Consider the following 23539-nt stretch of genomic DNA (forward strand, 5'->3'; position numbering starts at 1 on the left):
ATGGCTAAACGACCTAAGCCGGGCTAAAAGTAAGCGCCAGCAGCGATAATTTAGTGAGTGTGAACAGCCCCTAACTTCAGCCGCCATTTGCGGCCTGATATACTCGCTGGCCTATTCGCCTTGCCAGCGCGGCAAGATAGCACCGGAGGTTCTCGTTGAGCACAGCAACAATCGGATTCATTGGCGGCGGCAATATGGCTGCCAGCATAATCGGTGGACTGCTCGCCAGTGGCATCGACGCAGAGAATATTCGCGCGGGTGACCCCAACGCCGATAGCCTGTCCAAACTGTCAGCGCTGGGCAATATTCAAACCAGCCAGGACAACCACGCGATCATTCCCGGCTGTGATGTGATCGTTATGGCGGTCAAACCGCAACTCATGAAAACCGTTGCCAGCGAAATCAGCGCACTGGTGCAGCAACATCGCCCGATGATCATCAGTATTGCCGCAGGCATCACTAGCGACAGCCTAAACCGTTGGCTTGGCGGCAATTTAGCAATAGTGCGCTGCATGCCCAATACCCCAGCGCTACTTCGCTGCGGCGCAACAGGGCTCTATGCCAATGATGTCGTCTCCGAGCAGCAGCGTGATTTGGCAGAAAAAATTATGCAGGCCACAGGCCTGGCGCTCTGGGTAGACAGCGAAGCGGATTTGGACGCCGTTACCGCAGTTTCCGGCAGTGGCCCGGCCTACTTCTTCCTGCTGATGGAAGCGATGCAAGCCACAGGAGAAAAGCTAGGACTAAACAGTGAGCTAGCAGCGAAACTCAGCCAGCAAACGGCCCTCGGCGCCGCCAGAATGGCACTGGAGAGCGATGTGGATGTCGCAGAGCTACGCCGACGCGTCACCTCGCCAAAGGGCACGACTGAGCGCGCGATCACTATTTTTGAAGACGGCGGCTTTCGCCAACTCGTCGACGCCGCACTCAGCGGTGCGGCCTTACGTGCCGAAGAACTGGGCCGAGAGCTCGAAGGGGAATAAAACCAGCCATGTCAGCATTCAATGATATTTCCTACTTGCTGCTTAACACGCTTATCAGCCTGACCCTGCTGGTCTTTATGCTGCGGTTAATTTTGCAGCTGGTTCGGGCCGACTTTTACAACCCGATCTCTCAGGCCATTGTGAAACTTAGCAACCCGCTAGTGCTGCCACTGCGCCGTTTACTGCCGCCGCTAGGCAGAATCGATAGTGCATCACTGCTGCTCGCTTTTGTCATACAAGCGATCGGCATCACGCTACTGTGCAAAATTTTGTTCAGTGTATTCCCGAATCCAGCGCAAATTCTGCTCTGGTCGATCATTGGCCTGTGCGCGATGGTACTAAACCTGTATTTCTTCGCCATCATCGGCAGCATTATCCTCAGCTGGGTGGCTCAGGGTAGCTACAACCCCGGCGCGCAATTGCTCCACCAAATCACCGAGCCGGTCATGGCGCCATTTCGCAAGTTGATACCGCCACTCGGTGGACTCGATCTTTCGCCGATACTGGTGTTTCTGAGTATTAATGTTTTGGAAGTGCTGCTCCGCCATATGGGGGCGTCCGTCGGCCTTCACCCCGCACTGGTAATGGGCTTGTAGCAGCCCTGTGGCAGACTTTTATTCCTGGCAGGACGATACGCTGATCTTGCGCTGCCACGTGCAGCCAGGCGCCAGCCGCGAAGAGTTTGCCGGGCATCATGGCGAGCGCCTGAAGGTGCGATTGCGGGCGGCGGCGGTAGACGGCAAAGCCAATCGGGCACTTTGCGCCTTTCTCGCGGCTCAATTCGGGGTAAAAAAAGCCCAGGTCAGCCTGTCGTCAGGCGCGCAAAGTCGACAAAAAACCCTTAGAATTCAAACACCCGGCAAGCTGCCGGGAAATTTGCACATCACCGCCGTTAACAAGGGGTAAATCAGGAAGGTGACACACCAGCCAGAGCAACAAGACAGCGTCGGCATCGTCACGCCACAGACCCTGCATTTTGATCAGCCACTGGCGCTCTCCTGTGGTCGCAGCCTGCCCGAACACGATATTGTCTTTGAAACCTACGGCGAGCTAAATGCCGCGCGCAGTAATGCCATTCTGATCTGCCACGCACTCAGCGGCCATCATCACGCCGCGGGGCGACACCACCCTGATGAGCGCAAGCCCGGCTGGTGGGACAGCTGCATTGGGCCTGGAAAGCCGATCGACACCAATGTGTTCTTCGTGCTAAGCATTAACAATATCGGCGGCTGCCACGGCTCTACCGGCCCCACCTCCATCAATCCGGAAACCGGAAAGCCCTGGGGGCCGGACTTCCCGCCTTTACGCTGTCGCGACTGGGTGGAGAGCCAACGCCTGATGATGGCGCATTTTGGCATTGAGCAATGGGCCGCCATTATCGGTGGCAGCCTCGGCGGTATGCAGGCGATGCGCTGGGCACTGGAGTACCCCGATGCCATGCGCCACTGCGTCGTGATCGCCTCGGCAATGAAGCTGTCGGCGCAGAATATCGCCTTCAATGAGATCGCTCGCAATGCCATTTGCTCCGATCCCAACTTTCACCAGGGCCGCTATCTAGAGCACGACACGCTGCCCCGCCAGGGCCTGGCACTGGCCAGAATGATCGGCCACGTCACCTATTTGTCCGACGACGGCATGAAGGAAAAATTCGGCCGCGATCTCAAGGCCGGAGACCTGAAACTCGGCTCGCAAGGGCCTGTGGAGTTCCAGGTAGAAAGCTACCTGCGCCACCAGGGTTCGCGCTTCGCTGAAAGCTTCGACGCCAATACCTACTTGTTGATGACCAAGGCACTGGACTACTACGACCTGGCCCGCGAGTATGACGACGACCCGGTCGCGGCATTCAGCCACGCCAAGTGCCGATTTATGGTGATGTCATTTACCTCGGATTGGCGCTTTGCCCCGGACCGGTCGCGAGAAATTGTCGATGCCTTAGTCGCGGCGGGTAAATCCGTTAGCTATGCAGAGATTGAGGCGAATCACGGCCACGATGCCTTTTTGATTCCCATCCCGCGCTATATGGCGGTATTCAACGCCTACATGAAACGTGTTGCGGAGGGCCTGTGATGCGCTTTGACCTCACCCTGATCCAGCCTTGGATCAAGCCCGGTGCCCGGGTCCTGGACTTGGGCTGCGGCGACGGCACACTGCTAAAGACCCTGGCTGCAGAGAAGCAAGTTTCCGGCTTGGGCCTGGAAATCGACCCCGATAATATTACCGAAGCGCTGAGCAAGGGCGTGGATGTTATCGAACACGACCTCAACACCGGCCTGGGGAATTTTCGCGACGACAGCTTCGATGTCGTGGTGATGACGCTGGCCCTGCAAACGCTGCGCTATCCGCACCTCGTTATCGATGAAATGCTGCGAGTCGGCCGCGAGTGCATCGTCACTTTCCCGAACTTTGGCCACTGGCGCAGCCGATGGCACCTCACGGGACGCGGGCGCATGCCGGTGAGTAAATTTTTACCCTACACGTGGTACGACACGCCCAATATTCATTTTTGCACCGTGCGCGACTTCGAAGCCCTGTGCGACGAAAAATTCATCCGCATTCTCAACAGCAGCGTAGTCAGTGGAGACAACACGCAAGGGGCCCTCGCCCAGCGCTTTCCCAATGTGCTCGGGGTGACGGCGGTCTATCATATTAGTAAATAAACCACTGCAAACGGCAAGGAAATGACCATGAACGCAGCCCGCCAACTCGTAACGCTGATGATTGTAGGCCTGTGTGCATGGCCCAGCCTCGCCCAAGACGCCGCGCCGGTGTCGCCACCCACATCGCAAACTTTCGGCGCTGACACGGTTTACTTCAATGTTTTCAACACGGGCTTTCTCACCCCCGAGGTCGCCCGTCGCTATGGCATTACGCGCGGCAAGGACAAATTCCTAGTCAATGTCTCGGTGCGACACGCCAGCGATGGCAGCAGCGGGCCTATCCGGGCCACCGTCACTGGCAACAGCTCAGACTTGATACACAGAACACCGCTGAACTTTAGAGAAATCATCGAGCAGGATGCTATTTATTACATCGCCGAATTATCCATTGATGGCAAACAGGAAACCCGCGATTTCCGTCTGCGCGTGAACACCGCCACCCGCCCCCAGCCCTACGATATTCAATTCAATAAAACCCTGCATATAGAGAATTAAGGCATGACCTTAAAAATAGTCGTCGCCACCGGCAACGCTGGCAAACTCGCCGAATTCAGCCAGCTTTTGGGCGAGCGTTTTTCACTGATCAGTCAGCGCGACCTCCAGGTTGAAGAGGCCGAGGAAAACGGCCTGAGCTTTGTCGAGAATGCCTTAATTAAAGCGCGCAACGCCGCCCTGCAAACCGGCCTGCCCGCACTGGCAGATGACTCCGGGCTGTGCGTCGACGCCCTGGGCGGCGCACCCGGAATCTATTCTGCCCGCTATGCCGGTGCAGGCGCGAAAGACGCCGACAACAATGCCAAGCTGCTGCGCGATCTGGCTGACATCTGCCAACGCAAAGCCCATTTCCACTGCGCGCTGGTATTTGTTCGCCACCCGGAAGACCCCGCCCCGATCATTTGCGAGGGCCGCTGGCGGGGTGAAGTTATCGATGCACCACGAGGCACCAATGGCTTTGGCTACGACCCCCATTTTTTTATCCCCGAGCTTAACAAGTGCGCGGCGGAGTTGCCCCCGGAGCAAAAGAACCGCCTCAGTCACCGCGGCCTCGCCGTTTCTCAACTGGTGAAACGCCTGCCCAGCGAATTCAGCGGCAGCTGAGCAGCCCCCGCCACATAGGCTGACCTCCACGCCCGCGAATCGGCGGCTATCTCCGCGTCACAATTGAGCAAAATGGCGGTTTCGAGGTCACAAGGGAATCGCTATGCTGTCACCACTATTGGGCAAACACCTGCCCGCACCGCAATAAGGAGTGTAAGCGCATGATGAAATGGATACTGCGCGGCCTATTACTATTGGTCGTTATTATCGTCGCCACAGTGGCCTTTGCACTGGAACCTATCGCAAAGTGGGCGATTGAGAGCGAAGGCAGCAAGGCCGTCGGCGCCAAAGTCAATGTTGACGACGTGGATATCCAGCTCTATCCGACCCATGTCGCCCTGTACGGATTGACCGTCGCCAACCCCAATGAACCGATGAGCAACCTACTGGAAAGCGAGAAGGTGTCGGCCGACGTCGACAGCAAGGCGCTGATCAAGCGTCAGTTTATCGCCGATCAGGTCTTATTGTCCGGGTTGCAGATGGCCACCGAGCGCAGCACGCCGGGCACCCTCGACGGCAGTATGCCGCCCGCCAAGCCCAAAGAAGAAGGCGGATTACCTAGCATCGAACTGCCCAACGCCAATGCCATTATGGCCGAAGAGCAGGCGATTATTCAGGCCGAGGTGGAGGAGATCGAAAACGGCTTCAAAACCCTGGAGGAAAAGTGGCAAGAGAAATCGAAGACGCTTCCTCAACAGGAGCGCCTCGACGAATTTAAGGCGCGCTGGGAGGCACTGAAAGAAAAGAATACCTTTGAGCGCATTGCCGGTGCCAAACAACTGCGCGATGACATCAAAGACGAGCTCAAACAATTCAAAGGGCTGAATAAGGAAATTTCCGCCGACGTGGATACCGCCAAAGCCTTAAGTTCGCGCGCAGCCCGGCTGCCCGCTGCACAGTCGCAACGCATTATGAGCAAGTATGGCGTAGACCAAGGCAGCGACGGCATGTTGCGTTTCCTGCTGGGTGACGATGCGACAAAGTTCGTGCAGCGCGGCCTAACGCTTTATAAGCAAACGATGGGGGAGCTCGCTGCCAAGGAATCCTCTGCGCCCAGCGAACCCGCCGGCAGCAGCGAACTGCCCGTCAGCATACTGATTCGCGAAGTGCTGATCGACGGCTACCAAATGGTTGGCGAGCAAAAGTTAGCGTACAACGGAAAAATTGAAGACATCACCGACAAGCTTGAAAAGCCCATTGCCATGAAACTGCAAGGCGGTGTTGAGGAGCAGGCGCAATTGCTCATCGACGGTCTGTTTAAGCAGCAAAACGATGCCATGAGCGCCAACGTAAGCATGACCCTCAAGCAGCTGCTGCTGTCAGGCATCGCGCTCTCACAAAGCCCGCAGCTGCCGCTCCAGCTCGAGCAAGGGTTGGCCGATATCGCCGCGAACTTCTCTCTCAATGGCGACGATCTTAGCGGCTCGGTAAAAGGCCTAGTCAATCAAGCCAAAATTCTCGTGGCCAGTGCTGGCGGCGAAAACCCAACCGCGCAACGCTTGGCTCGCGCGCTGGAGGGTGTCAGCAAGCTGGTCATGGACATGCGCGTGAATGGTAGCGTCGACGACCCCATCGTTAAGCTCAAGTCCAACCTTGACAGCATTTTGGGTGACGTTCTGGGCGAAGAGCTGAAGGGCCAACTGAAAGAGCTGGAGGCCTCGCTAAAGTCTGATATTCAAAACAAATACGGCAGCGAACTCAATCAGCTGCAAGAAAAGCGCGAATTGTTGGCCAGCTACAAAGACCTGCTCGGCGACCGCGAAGCGGCAATGGAAGCACTGATGCAGGAACTGGCTCGCAAAATGCTGTAGCCCTACGTCGACCCGGGCCTGCCTTGCACTGACTCATCGAGGCAGGCCCGCTATACTTCCCGCCCCCGTTTGGTCATATTTCGGAACCCCCATGAACAAAGACACTTTACTCTCGGCCCTGGAGGCCGGCAGCGCCCAATTTACTGATGTTATCGACTATATCGACACGAACTTCGACTTTACGCCCACGGCTTTTCGCAACGGCGACACGCACAATGCCGCCAACAGCAATAATGGTTCCTGCAAAATTTTCGCCTTTGCCCTGCGTGAAGGGCTAAGCGAGCAGGCCACATTACAGGCTTTCGGCGACTATTATCGCATCGATGTACTTCAGCACCCCGATGGCGATGATCACGCCAATATCCGCAACTTTATGCGCAGCGGCTGGAGCGGCATTGCCTTTGAGGGCGAAGCGCTCACCGCCAAGTAGTCAGCGAGGCTGCAGCCCTCGTCGGTAAGCGCCCGGGCTACGCCCGGTCCAGCGACGAAAGGCGTGGCAGAAATTTGCCGTTTCACTGTAACCAAGGCGCTCAGCAATGGCTTCCAGGCTGAGTGCCGGATCGGCTAAGCACTGTTCGGCCAGCTCCCGACGCACATCTTCTTGAAGTTGGCGAAAACTGTGACCCTCATCGCGCAGTTGGCGCCGCAGTGTGCGCTCGGAAACACCCAAACGGCGGCACACCACTTTGATCCCCGCAAAATGGCTCTCGGCAATCAATTGACGCAACTGAATCTCGAAGGGCCGCTCACCATGCTGCTGAGCAATCAGGTCCCGGCATTGGCGCACACAGGCAGACCAGGTAATCGGGTTTGCCTGAGGCAGGGGTTTTAGTAATTCCTCGCGATGTATGTGGGCGCGAGTATGCTCCGCCGCCCACTGGATCTGTACGCCGGCCATTCGCTCCAATTCTGCAGCGTAGTCTGGCCTCGGCAAACTGATCTCCACATCAATGACCGGCAATCGTCGGCCTGCCGCTTCAGCGGCAATGATCAGGGTGATCACTAAATCACGCTCAATAACAAAGTTTCTCACCGGACCGGCCGGGTAATCAGCATGCACCTCAACCGTGGCAATATCGCCATCAAGCTTCAACTCCAGGCCCGCAAAACTGTGGGTGAGCTCGATAAACTCATGAGCCACTTCGAAGGCCTGTATTAAATTTTCGCTGCTGGTCAGCGCCAAGCCCCACACACCAAAGGCGCCGTAGTGGTAGCGCAGGCCCACTCGAAACGCCAAGTCGGCACGGGGGTTACTGGCCAGCACATGCTCGATAAAGGCGATTTCCTGCTCCCGACGTATCAACGCACCGGGCGTTTCCAAAAAGTCCCGAGTCAGCTGAGTGGCGGCCAATACGGCATCGGTATCCAGTGCCAGCTCATCGAGCGCCTGGCACAACACGAGTAGCCCCAGCGCGGGGCGCAGCGCATGGTAGTTTGCCGCCCCATAATTGTTATTTTTATTCATGATGGCCGAAATTAACAATAATAGAGGTCAGTCGCAACATGGGCAGCCCTAACAAGGCGGACTAAGCTTGGCGAAGATAATAACAAGGCGGAGACCTATCTCATGGCAAACACCACATCTTTCGTGTCGATTACCGACCTCACACAACGCCTGCGCTGGCTTTGGCTTGTCAACGCGGCCGTGATGCCCTGGGTATTACTAATTGGCATTATCCCCGCTGAGCTCACCGGCAACGTCGCGTGGCTGATGATCGGCTATCCGCTGTTTTACATCGGCGTCCCCCTACTCGACCGCTTACTCGGCCAAGATCCGAATAACCATGCAGAAGAGGACGTTCCGGCACTGGAGGCCGACGGGTATTTCAAAGCCGCATTATTCTGCGCACTCGGTGGCTCTATCGCTGCGCTCTGCGCCGGCATCTATTATGCGTGGTGGGCTGATCTGTCGATCTGGGGCTTGGCAGCACTGTCCATTTCCTGCATGGGCTTTGGCGGCGGTCTGCTCAACCTTGGCCACGAGCTAGGCCATAAGCGTAATCGCAGCGATCGCTGGGCGGCCAGCCTAGCCTTGGGTATCGCTGCACTGCCGCACTTCAATGTTGAACACAATCGCGGCCACCACCGTTATGTCGCGACACCTGATGATCCGGCCTCATCAAAGATGGGCGAAACCTTCTACCAATTTATTCTCAGGGAGCAGCCCTTAACCTGGTATCGAGGCTGGAAGCTCGAAGCGGAGCGCCTGGCTAAAAAAGGCAAGTCCGTTTTGTCACTGGAAAATGAAATCCTACCCGGTGTGATCATCGGCCTCACCTTCTTCACGGCGGTAGGCCTACTGTTTGGCCCTGTGATTCTCGGCTTTGCTCTGTTCAGCGCGTGGCTTGGGCATATGAACCTATCATTGGCCAACTACATTGAGCACTATGGTTTGCTGCGCAGCAAAGACAGCAGTGGCCGCTATGAACCCCCTCGCCCGCAGCATTCCTGGAATCAAAATGCTCTGGTATCAAACCTGTTTACCTTCCAGCTGCAACGCCACTCTGACCACCACGCACACCCCAGCCGCTCCTACCAATGCCTTCGCCACTTCGACGATGTGCCTCAGCTGCCATGGGGCTATTACGAAATGTTCTTGCTCGCCTATATTCCACCACTGTGGTTCAAAGTGATGGATAAACGCGTTATTGAATGGGCCTGCGGAGACTTGGAAAAGATCAATGTGCTGCCTGGCAAACGCGAAAAATACGCAAAGAAATTAGCGCTCGCCGCGTAACCGCCTCATAAAAAAGGGGGCTTCTTGCCCCCTTGCCCATCACTACAGCGGTAGGCACTCCCCACCAATGCCCGGTACTTGATCCGGTGCACACAGCGGCAATGTCGGCGAGTCATCCGCCTCATCTGAACTGCCGTTACAGGCATCAGCATTGTCGTAACTACTATCAACGACGTCATTGATCCACTGGCTCACCAGTGCAAAGGCGCCACTGTGGACCGTGCTTCTGGCGATGGGCGGCATCTTCGCAGCCAGGGTAGTGGCCTCTGGCCCGAGTCGATAAGGCAGAATAGACTCCGCTGCACTTCCCGGTACGATGTCATACTCTCGACCACCGCGCCCCTCGGTACCGCTGGCAGTCGGCCCCTTACAAATCCCATAGGTGTCATTCACCTCACGGAAGACATCCAGATAGAAGCCGGTATTTTGAGCCAGGCCCCGACGGTTGTGGCAGTGGGCGCAGTTAACCTCCAGATAGCTTCGCACCCGCGCCTCGATATCAGCATCGCTATCCGCATCGGCACCGGAGTCGCCAGGAACGTTAAAGATCGGGTTTCTTTCAATATTGGTGATGTAGCTGCTGACTGGATCGAGCTGCAAGCCCTCTGGGCAGTTCTTCATCAGGCCGTTGCGGCACCAATACAAGATCTGGTTTTCGCCATTCACCGGGTGTTGCTCAATGCCAGCACTAATCGGCGATTCACTGGCAAACGGGCGATTCAAATTGCGCACTTTGGGCCCAATCGGTGCCGCACCGGTTTCCGCATCGTCATTCGAATGGCAGCTCAGACACTGATTCGCATTGGGCAGTAGGTATTCGTCGGTGGCGCCGCTGTACAGTTCACCGCTGTTTACATCGTGGTAATTCCACGACACGCTGGCAACCCCTCCGCCCTGTGCGAGGCGGGCAACCCGCTTACCATTTTCCTGCTCCCAGATGTATTCCAAGCCGTCCCAGTAAACCTGATCGCTGCTGGTTTTACGCTTGATCAGCAAACGGGTCTCCACCACCTCTTCGGTGTTGGCGGTTTCATCGGCGAAAGCAAAGCTTTTCGCAATGATTGTTCCCACCGGGAATAGGATCGTTGCATTGCTGCCATCGGCACCATCGCGGTAAATGGCCTGCTCTCCCTCCGGGATAAACACCGCGCGATACTTGGTGGAGTAGTCAGAAAACAGCTTGCTGTTTAAGACAAATGGCACACCGCGGCCATTGGGCATGCTCCGCGGATCCTCGGCATCAGCGAATAGCTGATACTGATCCAATTGCGGACAGTTGACGCGGTAGGCCGTTGCATTGATCTCACCTGCGGGGGTGGACGCCTCGCACAGCGCGTCGATCTCAGCCTGAGTAGGCGCGGGGTCAACGGCGACTGACGGCTCAAACTCAGGAATGACGATAGGCGGCAATAACGGCAAGTTACTGCCATACTGATCTTCACATTTATGGGGGGTAATATCGGTGTCTGCTGCAAAACCCTGCAGCCCTTGAACCACCTCGATAAGGTCATCCGCTGACTCTGGCGGCGCATTAAGCAGTAACTCCAGGCCCTCGGTACCGTGGAAGTTAGCGTAGGCTAAGCTATCACCATCGAAATTATTGTCATCATCGATACAAGAGAACCACCACTGGGGCTTTTTGCGCTCGGCGGTCGCGGTATCAAACTTGTAAGCGTTGTAGCGGCAATCCGGGTTGGGGTAGTGGTTGCCGGAGATGGGCTTGCCCTCTTCATCCCGGGGGATAGGCTGGCCCTGATCATCTGTAGGATAGGGGCAGTTTTCGTCGTAGCTGTCTGCATAGCCATCCCAAACAATATGCGCGCCGCGGTATTGGCCCGTAGCGGCCGCCACCTTCAAGCCGACCAGCAATGGAAACGCCGATGTTACCTGCTCGCCCTCTGTCGCTAAGATTGTCGCGAAATCCGGCTGGGGAACATCATTACCGTTGTTTTTAAAGATATTGTTGAAAATATGCACACCCTCTGTGTACATATCCAGGCGCCGATCACCTGGCGCACCCATCAACTCGTAGCTGGTGTGTACGATACCCGCTGTGCCGTGATCTTCGAAAACGTTATCGAACACGTCGATTTTATCGTAGCCGAGGGTGATCATGCCGACCCCCCGGGGAACGTTTGCGACCAAACTGCCCGGCTCAGCAAAGTTGTAAGTGTTATTGTTGCGGGCAATATTTTGATACATGCGCGTACGGCTGCCGTAGCGAGTTAGGCCGTCCAGGTCGTAGATCAGGAAACCGCCGGTATTACACTCGGCAATATTGCCCATGTATTCGCCGCCGCGCACGTTCTCGATTTCAAAGCCGAAGACATTAAATGCCGCGCGACTGTTGCGAATGATCGCATTATCGGTCTGGCCGACGTAAATCCCGGCATCTGAAGCACCGACCGACTCCGCATTCTCAACCAGGATATTCTGCGAATTGACCGGGTATATGCCGTAGCGTCCCGACAGAATACTAACGGTGTAATCTGGCGATGTGGTATCGGTTTCAGTGGGGTTTGGGTTATTGGGGTTATGCCGCGCCGGATCGGTACAGGCAACCTGGAGCTTTTCTCGGTAATTTTCTGCCGTCACCGGGTCTTCGTCGGCGGTATTGCGGCCACTCGACCAGAAGGCTCTCACCCGACGCAGGGTGCCGTGATCAACACCCTGGAGCTTAAAGGCGTCGCCCGGCGAGTCCAAAACGGTGAGGTCCTCGACAACCACACCGCGGACCGTATTGGCCAAAAAGCCCTCTTGCGAACTACTCTCCTTGAAGGACAGGACCGTTTCATTCATCCCCTGGCCTTTAATGTGAATATTTTCCGTGGAGGAAATCTGCAGTCCTGAGCGCAGCTCAAAGTAACCTTCGCTAAATTCGATAGTGTCACCGGGGCGAGCGGCGATCATCGCCGTCACCATATCATTGGTTGCGGACTCTCCCGGTTCAATGACAAATGTCCGGCCAACAACGGGCTCCTGGTCACCGCCGCCATTGTCGCCCGGAACATCGCCCGAGCTACCCGACGAACTCGAACCGGAGCCCCCACACGCTGTCAGCGCTGTTAATAATAAAAGTATTACCGCGAGATACCGCATCATCACTCACTACCTATGGCCAATATAGTTATTTTCACTCATGCATTAGGTGTGCCATAGCAGCTACATCTGCACACCTCAGCAGCAATTTGTCCGAAAGGCTATCAGATGCTCACTAATACATAAAATTAATAAATTGATGCCGTAGAAGACTACAAAAAGAAAAATGAGGATAAAAAAAGGGGCCTAAAAAGGCCCCATAAATTTGGTGTCATCGTATTCGATCACCGCCGCCCATTTCGGCAGTATCCCGTCATGTGATGTCACCCGTCCCAAAACTGCGACGGCACATCCCTGCTCCAGCTTACTGACGCGTATCAATATCCTTTGCATCGCCGTTTTCTGGCGCACTCGCCGCTTTAACACTGCGCACAGGCATCAAGGAGTGCCAAGCGACAAGCGCAACTGCGAACGCAAGTAAAAATAGTCCGGGTGTCATAACGGTATACCTTGTTCTCGCTCGGATTCGCCGATTTTTGGCGTTTGTTATACGTTAGACGAGCAGGAAATAATTGGTATACGCAGTTACCACAGTCCAGAGAATAGGATTGTTACATGCCTCTCGCACAGCGGCAAGCCACTGTGCGAGAGAGCGCGCCCTTACCAGCGATAGCTGGCTTGTAAGGCGAAGGTGCGGGGGTTGTTGATCAAACCGTGGTGCGTGGTCGCCCCGGTGATGGTTTTCGCGGTAGGCGCGTCAACACCATAAACAACGATCAACTCATCACTGAGGTTTTTACCCAGCAGGGCCAGCTCCCAATCGCCTTCGATAGAGGAAATTGCCAAGCGGCCGTTATAGGTAATGTACGCTTCTTGCTTAATACGGTTATCCATATTCGGCGAGGGGTGGTACTCGTCGGTGAAGATCGCATCCACATTCGCGCGGAACATCAGGAAATCCCACAGCGGGCGCTCGTACGACAGCAACAAGTTACCAGAGTAGTCGGCAACATACTGGTTAGTCTTGCCGCTGTAGTCACAGTTGATGCCATTGGGGTTGTCTGGAACTTGATCCTGAATACAGGTACCGAATTGGTGGTCCTGGAACTCAAAGTCAAGGAAGGCCAAGCCACCGGCAAGCATCAGATTCTCGGTTAATGCCATCCGGCCGTCTAGCTCAATACCCTGAGAGATTGCGCTCGCCGCATTCCCCACGTTGAAGCCAAGGGTGCCGTCAAAGACACTGACCTGCAGGTTGTCGAACTCGGTGCGGAATAGCGCAACATTCAGCTCAGCGGCACCATCGAGCAGCGTCGACTTAAAGCCCAGCTCGTAACTCAGTGCTTCCTCTTCTTCGAATTCGAAGCTACCGATCAACACTTGCTGGTTAGTACCCGTTGGCGCGTTAGGGTTGATCGGCGTGGGATCAGCGCTGGGTGACGAATTCGAACGAGCGTCGAAACCACCGGATTTGAAGCCCTTGCTTGCCGTGAAGTACGCCATCAACTCATCGGTGGCATCCCACTGGAAGTTGATCGACGGTGCGAATTGCAGCTCTTCGCGCTCGCCTTTGAGGTCGTGACGCTCAGCAGCAAAGCTGACTGCAGCGGCGGTGTCCACTTCGCCAATAGGCTGAATAGAACCGTCGTCCAAGCCGAACTCTAGTTTTCGAGACGCTTCTTTATTCTCCCAGGTGAGACGACCACCCAATGTCATGCGGAAAGTATCCGCCATATTCCAAGTGGTTTGCAGGAAAGTAGAAGCGATGCTTGATTCGCTGTAGAAGTTACGGGGAGTGCGGATGCCACGCAGTGCATTACCGGCATCACCCACACCCAGCAATTCAAAACCTGTTGCACCGGCCAGCGGATCCAGGTCACCGCGCGCACCGCCTTCCAACAAATCGGCGGCGTTAACGAGCTGCGGAATAATGTCTGAGGGGAGGTAGAGTGAGTCGAAGAAGTCCAGCTCGCTATACTGGAAGTAGGCGCCACCGATAAACTCAAAGGTTTCGCCAGCGGGCGAGATCCAGCGGAACTCCTGGCTGAACTGCTTGTACTCTTCCTGGAACTCAACCTGGAACAGCGGAGCACCGGTAAAGTCACAGTCACAGTCTTCGTCGTACTCATACCCCATGATGCCGGTGATGGACGTGAACTGATGGTCGTCACGATACCAATCCAGGTTAGCGGTAAAGTTATAGGTATCGTTGTAACTAAAGTCGCCATTGCTGTGGCGTTTGCGATCAGCGGTGTTGTTCAGCACGCCTTCGTCGGAGTCGATATCAACAACAGAGCCATTCGGCTGTAGCTGAAGAATATTGAGAATAGGCGCGGGCAACAAACCAACTAAGCCCCCCAAAGCTCCTGCGTCGGGAAACACCGTGCGATCCATAATCTCGCCGTAGGTACGCCCTTGGAACAGGAATACATCGGAGTTGGACTCGTAATTAGTGATGATTTCAGAGTTCCGACCCACAACGTCGAAGCTGCCCGCTTCAACTTTAAACATTGCCGTAACGTTATCAGTGACATCCCAACCCAGCTTCAAGCGGAATGTTTCTTCATCGCGCTGCGCTTCGTCGCGATCCAGGACGAGGTTTTCCATAAAACCATCGAGCTCGCGCTTACGCGCGGCGAAACGGTAAGACCAGCGATCACTGATGGGGCCACTGACAACCAAATCGACAATGCGCTCGTTTTGATCTGGCTCGTAGGTAACCTGAACGTTACCCTCAAAATCTTCGGTGGGATCCGCTGTTTTGATGTTAATCGCACCGGCGATGCTGTTTTTACCTAGCAGAATATTCTGTGGCCCACGCAGTACTTCCACACGGGATAAATCTAGAAATGGCGCACGTGCCAACTGAGCACGACCAAAGTAGATACCATCGACATACATACCCACCGACTGCTCAAAGCCCTGGTTTTCACCAGAGCCGATACCGCGAATATAAATATCGGTACCGATGCCGGACTCAGACATGGTGAAGTTGGGAACATAGGCCTGCAGGTCTTCTATCTTCGCCAGGCCCGCCTCCATCATTTTCTCACCACCAATGGCGCTCACCGATACCGGCACGTCTTGCAGGCTCTGTTCGCGCAGTTGAGCGGTGACGACAACCTCTTCTAGCACCGGCGCTGCATGGGTGAGACCACCCACCAAGCTTAACGGTAATAAGGCGCTGATCCGTTTCTTCATTGTGACCCTCGTTTTTCAAGAAGTTAAAGCTGTTACCGAGCTCCACGAAAACCCGGCGATATTGTTGTTATCGGTAAGGCGGCAAGAATACTGTTTTCCTGTTTCTTTAGTTCGGGCGTCCCCTTTCGGCAATTTATGCTTTTGCTCTCGGCAGACCGAAACTCTATAGCATCCCGCAGCTTGAAGTATGCACAATCTTCATGTGCATACCATTGGCATGAATTACTTTTTTTTAATTTTTTTCAGTCAATGCAAAGAAATTACCCTCAAACTCCGCAAATAACGGCGACGTTTAGTGGGAAATTACCCACAGCGCTCCGATTTTTAGCCGCTGTCCTCTGCAACCCAAGGGTGCAGACCCGACACAAGATGAAGGTCTCGCTGCGGGAATGGCACCGTGATACCCGCCTCATTCAGCGCCGTATCCAAGGCCCACAGGTAGGCAGAACGCGTTGAGCTTTGCTGGGCAGCAAACTCAGGCTTAACCCAAACTAACAGCTCAAAATCCAAGCTTGAATCACCAAAACCTTTCATTTGAAGGGTGGGTTGATGCGACGGTGAATCCAACAGGGTTTGATGCTGCCCCGCTACCGCCGCCAATACGACCTCTCGCAGGCGTTCTTTATCAGTTCCGTAGGCTACGCCAAAGGGAACCCGCAAGCGACAGAAGTTGTTGCTCAAGGTAAAGTTGGTCACCTTACCATTCACAAACTCCGAGTTCGGCACCACCACTTCTGCGTTTTCGAGTGTCGTAATTAAGGTCGCCCGAACGCGGATTTCACTGACCACACCAATCACACCGCTCTCCAGCTGAACGTAGTCACCAACCTTTAGTGAACGTTCGACCAAAATAATCAAACCGGAGACGAAATTACTGAATATCGCCTGAAGCCCAAAGCCAATGCCCACAGATAGCGCAGAGGCGACCAGGGCCAGCTTAGAAAAATCGATACCGACAACAGAGAGCGCGAAAAAACTGCCCAACACCAGCACGACATAGTGCGTTAGGCGCTCCATGGTGTAGAGGGAGCTGGAGCTAAAACCACTGCGCCGCGAGGCGATGCCCCTCAGGCTTCGACGCAGTGTTTTGGAAAGCAGCAGCGCAGTAACGACAATCACCAGCCCTGCGAGCAGTGTACCCAGCGTAATGGGCCGCTCACCCAGCGTGATAAGCGGATAGTTCAAACTACTCTGGACGTTCAGTAGGAAGGCTTCAGGGCTAATAGCGTGTTCCTCACCAGCAAATACCGCCACGGCAACTTGTTAGATATATATAGCGCAGTTGGCGAATTCTACCAGTGATTGACGCTAGCGGCGCCAGCTAATTGTTGCCCCCCACACCACAGGCATGGCGGTATAACGACCGATGGTATCGAGCTGGTTGGTGACGTTATTGTAGTAGTACTCATCGGTAATGTTGCGCCCCCACAGCTGTACCTTCCAAGGCCCCGCCAGTGGCGCAAAGCCCAAGCGCGCATTGATCACCGTATAATCTTCCATGAAAAAGCGTGGGTCTTTCTCCAACGAAGCATTGGTCTCACCACGATAGCTCAGATCGCCGCCTACGGAGAGCTCATAGTCGTCGAACAGCGGCAAGGTGTATTCAGCAACAATGGAGTATTCCCATTGCGGGCTGTAATTAAAGGGCTTGCCGCTGAAGTCAAACTCTTCACCATTGCGATCGCCACTGATGAACTCTTCTACTTCAGTGTCCAGGTAAGAGGCCTGTAGGGCAAGGAATAGGCCCGCGAAGGGTGTCATTTTCAGGTCCAGCTCAGCGCCGCGCACTGAGGACTTGGGCGCATTGCGAAGCGCTGGCAGCGCGCCGAAAATGGGGTCGCGAAAGTTCGTTACCAACTGCTTGTCTCGGTAGCGGTAGTCGAATACCGAGGCATTCAATTGCATACGTTCAAATAAGCGCAACTTCGTCCCCAGCTCAATAGCATCAAGGCGTTCCTGCGTCGCGGGCGCATACTGCACCGAGTCCGAAATATTGATCAGCGGGAAGCTTCCCGACTTGTAACCCCGACTCAAGCCCAAAAACACTAGCTTCTCCGGCGCAAACTCCCAGTCCACGGCGATGCGTCCGGACACGTTGTCCTCGTGCAGCTCACCAAAAAACCGACCGGGGCGACGTGTTTCACTGTCGAGGGTGAAGCAACCACCGCGCTCTGCTCTGCCCGGCGCATAACCAGCCATCGGCGCCTGCGCCAGACTGATTAGGGTTATCGCATTAGCCAAGCCTATCCCTCTGTTCTGGGCTCCCGGTGCTTCCTGATCTGCACCGGGGTTGTCCTCCACATCAACATCGCGGGAACAACCGTTAAACTCACGCAGCTCATCGGTATAGCGCGCGCCAAGGGTCAGCTTCCAGTCCTCAGCGAATTGCCACTCGGTGTTGGCAAAAATCGCCGCTACCTCTGCCGTTTGATTTCCGCCAAAGCCGGAGCGATTGTCCAGCAGTGCAAAGCCGTCACCGAGAAGGCCGCCTAGCGGACCAACCGGGAAGACGATACTGACGTTCTCATGGTGAAGACGCTGAAATTCATCGACTTCGTCCTCACTGTAGTTCACGCCTAACTGCCAAAACAGATCGTCACCCAGCTCACCGGAAAAACGCAGCTCCGCGTTGTAAAAATCGCTTGTTGCGAACACATTTCGCTCTGTATTGACGGTATCCAGGCCCGACTGAGGAATAAAGCTACCATCAGACTCAAACCGACCGGCCGATAACAACAGCACCATGTCGTGGCGCTCGTCCAACTGATAATCCAGGCGCAGCCCACCCGAGACGAAACTATCATTCAGGCGAAAGTTCAGCCCATTGTTCGGCCAGTCGGCCGCCTGAGCATCGTCAGTATCCGGGTCATTAACGGGGTAATTAGCCACGTCAGGGTGCAGGCCAAAATCGCCGAGGGTGGCGTTTTGCGACTCAATGGCAATGACCTGAAGCGCTTGCGGTTCTGAGCGATCGCGCCAGCCCGACAGGTGGGTATTCACGGTCCATTGTTCGCCGCCCTCCCAACGCAGTGACAAACGCGCGGCATCGCGATCAACCTCTCCTAAGCGGTCGTAGCCGAAACGGTCATATTCATTGCCGGGGTCGCGCCCCGTTTTGCCATTGTAGGCATCACTGCCCGCGTAGCGCGTGCGGCTGCGCTGCCAACCCTCTCCCGATTGGGTGGTGGTATAAGCCAGTCGCGCGAACACGGTATCTGTGACAGGTCCCGACACAAAACCCTCAGCAGCCAGGGTATCGAACCGGCTGTAACTGAGGTCGCCGCCGTACTCGAATACTTCACTGGGCTTATTGGCAATATAATTGATAGCGCCACCAGTGGTATTGCGGCCGTAGAGCGTGCCCTGCGGGCCTTTCAATACCTCGACGCGCGCCAGGTCGAGGTTGCTGCCTTTGCTCATTACCGGGAACGGCAGATTGAACTCGTCAACGTACACGCCCACTGTGGCGCTGGCAGTCTGGCTGTTTTCGTTAAAGCCGACCCCACGCAGTGTATAAATAGGTACGTTAAATCCGCCATCCGCGTAGGAAAACCCTGGCAACAAGCGGCCCAAGTCGCGCGTATCGGCCACACCGAGTGCCGTCAAGTCTTCGCCGGTGTAGGTGGCGATCGCCAGCGGAATACTGTTGGCCCCTTCCTCTTTTTTCTGGGCGGTGACGATAATTTCTTCAATATCCAAGCCCCGACTGGGCGTCACCGCCTGGGCCTGTTCGCTCAAGCCAAATGCGACAAGGAATAAAAACTTAGGAAGCAGAGAGGGCGTTTGACGAGCCACAAAAATCACCTTTTGCTAACACCGCAACGGGAGCGCGGCGTAAAATGACGCGAATGCTAGCAAAATGTGTCGTAAAGCTGGATTTTTTATATAGACCGAAGCGTTATATCCATATAACTAATTCTCGGCTAGGCGATTCGTGGCACTGCGCCATTGCCGCAGGAAGGAATCTCTCTGGTCCTCACTAACCGCCGCCCGCCCCAGCCACACGCTCAAGATCACCTGCGCAGCCTGCGCGTCTGCCAGGGTGCCAAGATGCGTCTCGTTGTGATGCAAACTCAAGCCAACACCGGGCTGCCAGCTGAGCCGGTACTTGTCTCCCTTTTCAACACCGAGATACCAACTATTAAAGGTATCAATGGCGCGACGATGAGGTGCTAACTCCTCCTCGCTGTAGCCGCCTGCCAAGCTGTCATCAGTCAATTTGCGAAAACGCTCGGCAGACACCGACAAGCCGTAGCGAATAACAATTTGCTTGGCATAGCTGGGCGTAAGAATGTCTCCCTCCGCGGGCATCGCTTGCTCACCGTCCACCTGTAACTCAGTGTAGGTAATTTCCTTCCAGAGCAATTTATAGGTGTCAGCGGCCACTGTTTGCCAGTTCAAGGCCTGGGCGGTCCCCGCTACCCCGGCAAGCAAGGTCATTACCACTACAAATCGCCATCCGCCTGCTAATTTACGCATCGTGCACCTCTTCGCTTAAGTAACGCAGCTGTTTGCGTCCGAGTAAGAAAAACACTGCCAGCTTCAATACCACCGGCGCCGCAACGTAAGCCGCCGTGATTGCCCAATCGGGCGGCACTGACGCTAATTCTGGTTCAAGTTGGCTACCCAGCCACAAATAGCCCACACCAACAGCCAGCCCCATCGCTGCCTTACCCAGCATACTCCACAGTGCAAATAGACTGGCCGCGATGGCAGTATTCGGTTTTTCTGCCATCAGCTTCTTTGCCAGACCTGTCTGCATCGCTGAGGGAATTGCCTGATCCGCACCGAGCATCAAACCAGTGCCCACACTAATGGCAATAAACCAATACACATCGCCTGCCCCAAGCAGTATGGCAAAGCTAAATAAAACCGCCGACAGCACCAACCCAAGGCGCCAACAGAACAAGCTACCCCACCGCCGCGCGAGACCGTACCACAGCGGTACGGCAAGCAGACCCGCGAGGAAGTAACTCAGCAGCGCCGCCGGAATCATTGCCTCGGCCTCTAACACCTCGCGCATAAACAGCACCAGCACGGTACCGGGAATCGCATTCGCCAACATGTTTAAAAACCAGGGTACCGCCAGTGCCGCCACGCGTGGCTCAGCGAGTAACTGGCGAAAAGGCGCTGCCTCGGTGCCCGGCGGCGGTCGATGACTGCCCTGATATAAAACTGCCACCAAAAGCAAGAGAAGCATAAAGGCCGCCACCGTAATCAGGTGCTCCGGTGCAAACACGGCGGGCGCCAACATCGCCAGTAGCGTGCCAAACAGCAACATGGCCTCGCGCGCGCTGTTAAACGCCAAGCGCTGGTCGTCGTCCCGACTGAGCGTCACTGGCAGCGAGAGCCAAGGCACCGTAATCATCGTCCACCCCAGCATTAACACCACCAGTGCCAGCAGCAGGCTAAACGCCGGCCAGGGATGGGGGAGGAACAATAGCGAAGCCGCACTCAGCGTCATTAGCACCCAGCCAGCGAGCCACAATATTCTTCGCGCACCGAGTCGGTCTACCAACGCGCCAACGGGCAAGTCTGTCACGACATCAGCAAGTCGCGCCAAAAAGAAAACCGCTCCAACAAGGGCATAGCCGTAGTCGCCCTGCTCGGCGAGCCACAGAGGCACATAGATATAAAAGGGCAGCCCAAGGGCAGACAGGGGTAAACCGGGCAAGGCATAGCGAAACAGCCTTCGGGATTGGGGCATGGTAGTATCTCCTTGGATCGCTGAGCACGGACGGGCACAGCCAACACCCTGTTAATTATTTCCCAAAGCCCGTATAAAGTGTCATAAGAACAAGGAAAAGTGATCACAATAGTGAGGGAATACGTAACTAATAACTCATAAGATCAGAATTGCCCGCACTATGACAACTAAACAACGTATCGCCATTATCGGCTCAGGTATCTCAGGGCTAAGCTGCGCTTGGCTTCTGCAACGCAGTGGCCACGCCATCACCGTATTCGAAAAAGACGATCGCCTTGGCGGTCACAGCAATACCGTGGAGATCTCCACAACCGCGGGCACCACGGCGGTAGACACCGGCTTCATCGTGTTCAACGACAAGTGCTATCCCAACCTTGTTAACCTTTTCAAGCAGCTCGGCGTCGACAGCCTTGCCACAGACATGTCGTTTGGCGTGTCGCTTGACGACGGCAGGCTGGAATACAGCGGCTCGAACTCACTGGCCACCATGTTCGCGCAAAAGCGCAACCTGCTGCGCCCCCGCTTTTGGAAAATGCTCGCAGACTTGCTGCGCTTCTACCGAGAAAGCGAAAACTGGATGGAAACCTTGCCCGACAGCATGTCGCTGGGAGAACTACTGAAACGCGAGCGCTTCGGCGCTGGCTTTTGCGACGATCACCTCCTGCCGATGGGAGCGGCTATCTGGTCAACGCCGGTAAACCAAATGCTCGCCTATCCGGCCAAAACGTTCTTGCGCTTCTGCCAAAACCACGGATTGCTGCAGGTAAAAAACCGGCCGACATGGCGAACCGTGGTTGGCGGTTCAGTAGAGTATGTGAAACGGCTGGCCGCGCCATTCGAGCAGCACATCAAGCTCAACTGCGGCGTTTCTCGCGTTGACCGTTTCGAGGACCACGTGATTGTTGTCGATGATTCCGGGGAGTCTCATCGATTTGATCAGGTGGTGTTCGGCTGCCACGCCGATCAGGCGCTCGCCATGCTCAGCCAAAGCAGCGAGGCCGAGCGTAAGACTCTTGGCGCCTTCCGCTACGAGGAGAATCGCGCGGTGTTGCATTGTGATCCCCGTTTGCTCCCCAAGCGGCCTACTGTTTGGTCCAGCTGGAATTACATGGGAGACCGCCAGCAAGGCGAAACCAAGGTCTCGGTAAGTTACTGGATGAACGCCCTGCAGCACCTGCCATGCGCAGAGCCCATCGTCGTATCGCTAAACCCGCTGACCGAGCCCCGCGCCCGCCACGTTTTTCGTGAGTTCAGCTATCAGCATCCGGTATTCGATGGCAAGGCACTGGCAGCGCAAACAGACCTCTGGGCGCTGCAAGGCCAGCAGCGCAGTTGGTTCTGCGGCAGTTACTTCGGCTACGGCTTCCACGAGGATGGCATCCAATCGGGGCTCGCGGTGGCGGAGCGCCTCGGTGGCGGCCTGCGCCCATGGCAGGCAAAACCCGAGGACGACCGCATCAACTTGCCGCTGCCTGCCGAGGTTAGCAGTTCAGCAGCATGAGTGACGCAAGCAGCGCCCTGTATCGAGGCGAAGTGCTCCACCATCGCTTTCGGCCAGTAAAGCACCGCTTTCGCTACCGTATCGACAGTTTTCTGTTTGATCTGGACAAACTCGAGCAAGACGCCGCGCGCTGTCACTTGCTGTCGGTGAACCGGTTTAATCTGTTTAGCTTCCACTATCGCGACTTCGGCGCTGGCGATGGCCGGGCACCTAAAGACTACCTTCAACAAACGCTTCGCGAGCACGGTATCGAAGAGCCCCTCCATCGCGCAGAGTTACTGTGCTACCCGCGCATCCTTGGCTACACCTTTAACCCCCTAAGCGTTTACTACTGCTACAACGCCAGTGATGACATCTTCGCGGTGTTGTACGAAGTCAGCAACACCTTCGGGCAGCGTCATAGCTACTTAATTACTGTCACAGGTGAAGGCCAGAGAGAGATTATTCGCCAGCGTTGCGATAAAGCGTTTTACGTTTCACCTTTTATTCCTTTGGAGGCGACTTACCACTTCCGACTGCGCAAACCAGGCTCCCGATTGGCTGTTGCAATACGTGAGACTGAAGCCGGCAAAGCGCTGTTGCACGCCGTATTCCGGGGTGTTCGCCATACGCTAAACGACTGGAATTTATTGGGCAGCTTCTTCCGCCTGCCGTTCATGACCGCCAGCGTGATGGTTGCCATTCACTGGCAGGCACTCAAACTTTATGTCAAGGGTATGCGAATACTTCCGCGCCCCGCTGAACCAAAATACCCTGTCTCTCGTAATGACTCGTAAACCATAAACGTAATCGTTAACAGGATACG

General features: G+C 55.4%; 19 protein-coding genes. 12 read left to right on the forward strand and 7 right to left on the reverse strand.

The features are described 5' to 3' along the window. Positions 1-155 precede the first annotated feature (155 nt). The 9 genes from proC (at position 156) to H573_RS0104845 (ending at position 6979) form a co-directional block, all read left to right on the forward strand. On the forward strand, positions 156-983 hold the full coding sequence (gene proC / locus H573_RS0104805) for a pyrroline-5-carboxylate reductase (RefSeq protein ID WP_027873268.1): 828 nt from the start codon (positions 156-158) through the stop codon (positions 981-983). An 8-nt stretch (positions 984-991) separates the two neighbouring features. Then, positions 992-1579: a YggT family protein gene (locus tag H573_RS0104810; protein WP_027873269.1), complete on the forward strand. Its 588-nt coding sequence runs from the start codon at positions 992-994 to the stop codon at positions 1577-1579. Positions 1580-1586: 7 nt separating this feature from the next. Continuing rightward, positions 1587-1889, forward strand: a complete 303-nt coding sequence (locus H573_RS17070) for a DUF167 domain-containing protein (protein WP_036255749.1) — start codon at positions 1587-1589, stop codon at positions 1887-1889. Between the two features lie 9 nt (positions 1890-1898). After that, entirely contained in the window at positions 1899-3050 is a 1152-nt protein-coding gene (metX, locus tag H573_RS0104820; RefSeq protein ID WP_027873270.1) for a homoserine O-succinyltransferase MetX, read from the forward strand. Then, positions 3050-3640, forward strand: coding sequence for a methionine biosynthesis protein MetW (gene metW, locus H573_RS0104825; RefSeq protein ID WP_027873271.1), 591 nt, complete (start codon positions 3050-3052; stop codon positions 3638-3640). Before metX ends, metW begins: the two co-directional genes overlap by 1 nt. A 27-nt stretch (positions 3641-3667) precedes the next feature. Beyond that, on the forward strand, positions 3668-4135 hold the full coding sequence (locus H573_RS0104830) for a DUF4426 domain-containing protein (protein WP_161624239.1): 468 nt from the start codon (positions 3668-3670) through the stop codon (positions 4133-4135). A 3-nt stretch (positions 4136-4138) separates the two neighbouring features. Then, on the forward strand, positions 4139-4738 hold the full coding sequence (rdgB, locus tag H573_RS0104835) for an RdgB/HAM1 family non-canonical purine NTP pyrophosphatase (protein WP_027873273.1): 600 nt from the start codon (positions 4139-4141) through the stop codon (positions 4736-4738). Positions 4739-4899: 161 nt separating this feature from the next. Further along, complete coding sequence (locus H573_RS0104840) at positions 4900-6549, forward strand: TIGR03545 family protein (protein ID WP_027873274.1); 1650 nt, start codon at positions 4900-4902, stop codon at positions 6547-6549. A gap of 91 nt (positions 6550-6640) precedes the next feature. Beyond that, positions 6641-6979: a HopJ type III effector protein gene (locus tag H573_RS0104845; protein WP_027873275.1), complete on the forward strand. Its 339-nt coding sequence runs from the start codon at positions 6641-6643 to the stop codon at positions 6977-6979. Here H573_RS0104845 and H573_RS0104850 read toward each other — a convergent pair whose 3' ends face one another. Beyond that, positions 6980-8014, reverse strand: coding sequence for an AraC family transcriptional regulator (locus H573_RS0104850; RefSeq protein WP_027873276.1), 1035 nt, complete (start codon positions 8012-8014; stop codon positions 6980-6982). It abuts the gene before it with no gap. Positions 8015-8116: 102 nt separating this feature from the next. On the opposite strand from H573_RS0104850, the gene H573_RS0104855 reads away from it, so the two are divergent. Next, positions 8117-9286, forward strand: a complete 1170-nt coding sequence (locus H573_RS0104855) for an alkane 1-monooxygenase (protein ID WP_051171023.1) — start codon at positions 8117-8119, stop codon at positions 9284-9286. Positions 9287-9328: 42 nt separating this feature from the next. Here the strand turns inward: H573_RS0104855 and H573_RS0104860 are convergent, their stop codons facing one another. The 6 genes from H573_RS0104860 to H573_RS18855 form a co-directional block, all read right to left on the reverse strand. Further along, the gene (locus tag H573_RS0104860; RefSeq protein ID WP_027873278.1) at positions 9329-12388 is read right to left on the reverse strand and encodes a parallel beta-helix domain-containing protein; all 3060 of its coding nucleotides are present in this window, start codon (positions 12386-12388) and stop codon (positions 9329-9331) included. A 597-nt stretch (positions 12389-12985) separates the two neighbouring features. Beyond that, positions 12986-15526, reverse strand: coding sequence for a TonB-dependent receptor (locus H573_RS0104870; protein WP_027873279.1), 2541 nt, complete (start codon positions 15524-15526; stop codon positions 12986-12988). Between the two features lie 324 nt (positions 15527-15850). Further along, positions 15851-16780 carry a mechanosensitive ion channel family protein gene (locus H573_RS0104880; protein ID WP_051171024.1) on the reverse strand — a complete coding sequence of 310 codons (930 nt, stop codon included), beginning with the start codon at positions 16778-16780 and terminating at the stop codon, positions 15851-15853. Positions 16781-16834: 54 nt separating this feature from the next. Next, complete coding sequence (locus H573_RS0104885; RefSeq protein WP_161624240.1) at positions 16835-19321, reverse strand: TonB-dependent receptor; 2487 nt, start codon at positions 19319-19321, stop codon at positions 16835-16837. A gap of 117 nt (positions 19322-19438) precedes the next feature. Continuing rightward, positions 19439-20005, reverse strand: a complete 567-nt coding sequence (locus tag H573_RS0104890; protein ID WP_084497927.1) for a chalcone isomerase family protein — start codon at positions 20003-20005, stop codon at positions 19439-19441. Then, on the reverse strand, positions 19998-21233 hold the full coding sequence (locus H573_RS18855) for an MFS transporter (protein ID WP_051171025.1): 1236 nt from the start codon (positions 21231-21233) through the stop codon (positions 19998-20000). The genes H573_RS0104890 and H573_RS18855 overlap by 8 nt, the downstream gene beginning before the upstream one ends. Positions 21234-21393: 160 nt before the next feature. On the opposite strand from H573_RS18855, the gene H573_RS0104900 reads away from it, so the two are divergent. Continuing rightward, positions 21394-22734 carry an NAD(P)/FAD-dependent oxidoreductase gene (locus tag H573_RS0104900; RefSeq protein WP_027873283.1) on the forward strand — a complete coding sequence of 447 codons (1341 nt, stop codon included), beginning with the start codon at positions 21394-21396 and terminating at the stop codon, positions 22732-22734. Next, entirely contained in the window at positions 22731-23510 is a 780-nt protein-coding gene (locus H573_RS0104905) for a DUF1365 domain-containing protein (RefSeq protein WP_027873284.1), read from the forward strand. Before H573_RS0104900 ends, H573_RS0104905 begins: the two co-directional genes overlap by 4 nt. Positions 23511-23539: the final 29 nt, after the last annotated feature.

The organism is Neomelitea salexigens DSM 19753 (assembly GCF_000422345.1).
Classification (GTDB): Bacteria; Pseudomonadota; Gammaproteobacteria; order Pseudomonadales; family Spongiibacteraceae; genus Spongiibacter; species Spongiibacter marinus_A.

What these genes read in the sequence shown, in the direction of transcription:
- H573_RS0104810 (WP_027873269.1), top strand. Translation starts at nt 992, where the DNA reads ATGTCAGCATTCAATGATATTTCCTACTTGCTGCTTAACACGCTTATC.
- metW (WP_027873271.1), top strand. Translation starts at nt 3,050, where the DNA reads ATGCGCTTTGACCTCACCCTGATCCAGCCTTGGATCAAGCCCGGTGCC.
- H573_RS0104830 (WP_161624239.1), top strand. Translation starts at nt 3,668, where the DNA reads ATGAACGCAGCCCGCCAACTCGTAACGCTGATGATTGTAGGCCTGTGT.
- rdgB (WP_027873273.1), top strand. Translation starts at nt 4,139, where the DNA reads ATGACCTTAAAAATAGTCGTCGCCACCGGCAACGCTGGCAAACTCGCC.
- H573_RS0104840 (WP_027873274.1), top strand. Translation starts at nt 4,900, where the DNA reads ATGATGAAATGGATACTGCGCGGCCTATTACTATTGGTCGTTATTATC.
- H573_RS0104845 (WP_027873275.1), top strand. Translation starts at nt 6,641, where the DNA reads ATGAACAAAGACACTTTACTCTCGGCCCTGGAGGCCGGCAGCGCCCAA.
- H573_RS0104850 (WP_027873276.1), bottom strand. Translation starts at nt 8,014, where the DNA reads ATGAATAAAAATAACAATTATGGGGCGGCAAACTACCATGCGCTGCGC.
- H573_RS0104855 (WP_051171023.1), top strand. Translation starts at nt 8,117, where the DNA reads ATGGCAAACACCACATCTTTCGTGTCGATTACCGACCTCACACAACGC.
- H573_RS0104860 (WP_027873278.1), bottom strand. Translation starts at nt 12,388, where the DNA reads ATGATGCGGTATCTCGCGGTAATACTTTTATTATTAACAGCGCTGACA.
- H573_RS0104870 (WP_027873279.1), bottom strand. Translation starts at nt 15,526, where the DNA reads ATGAAGAAACGGATCAGCGCCTTATTACCGTTAAGCTTGGTGGGTGGT.
- H573_RS0104890 (WP_084497927.1), bottom strand. Translation starts at nt 20,005, where the DNA reads ATGCGTAAATTAGCAGGCGGATGGCGATTTGTAGTGGTAATGACCTTG.
- H573_RS18855 (WP_051171025.1), bottom strand. Translation starts at nt 21,233, where the DNA reads ATGCCCCAATCCCGAAGGCTGTTTCGCTATGCCTTGCCCGGTTTACCC.
- H573_RS0104900 (WP_027873283.1), top strand. Translation starts at nt 21,394, where the DNA reads ATGACAACTAAACAACGTATCGCCATTATCGGCTCAGGTATCTCAGGG.
- H573_RS0104905 (WP_027873284.1), top strand. Translation starts at nt 22,731, where the DNA reads ATGAGTGACGCAAGCAGCGCCCTGTATCGAGGCGAAGTGCTCCACCAT.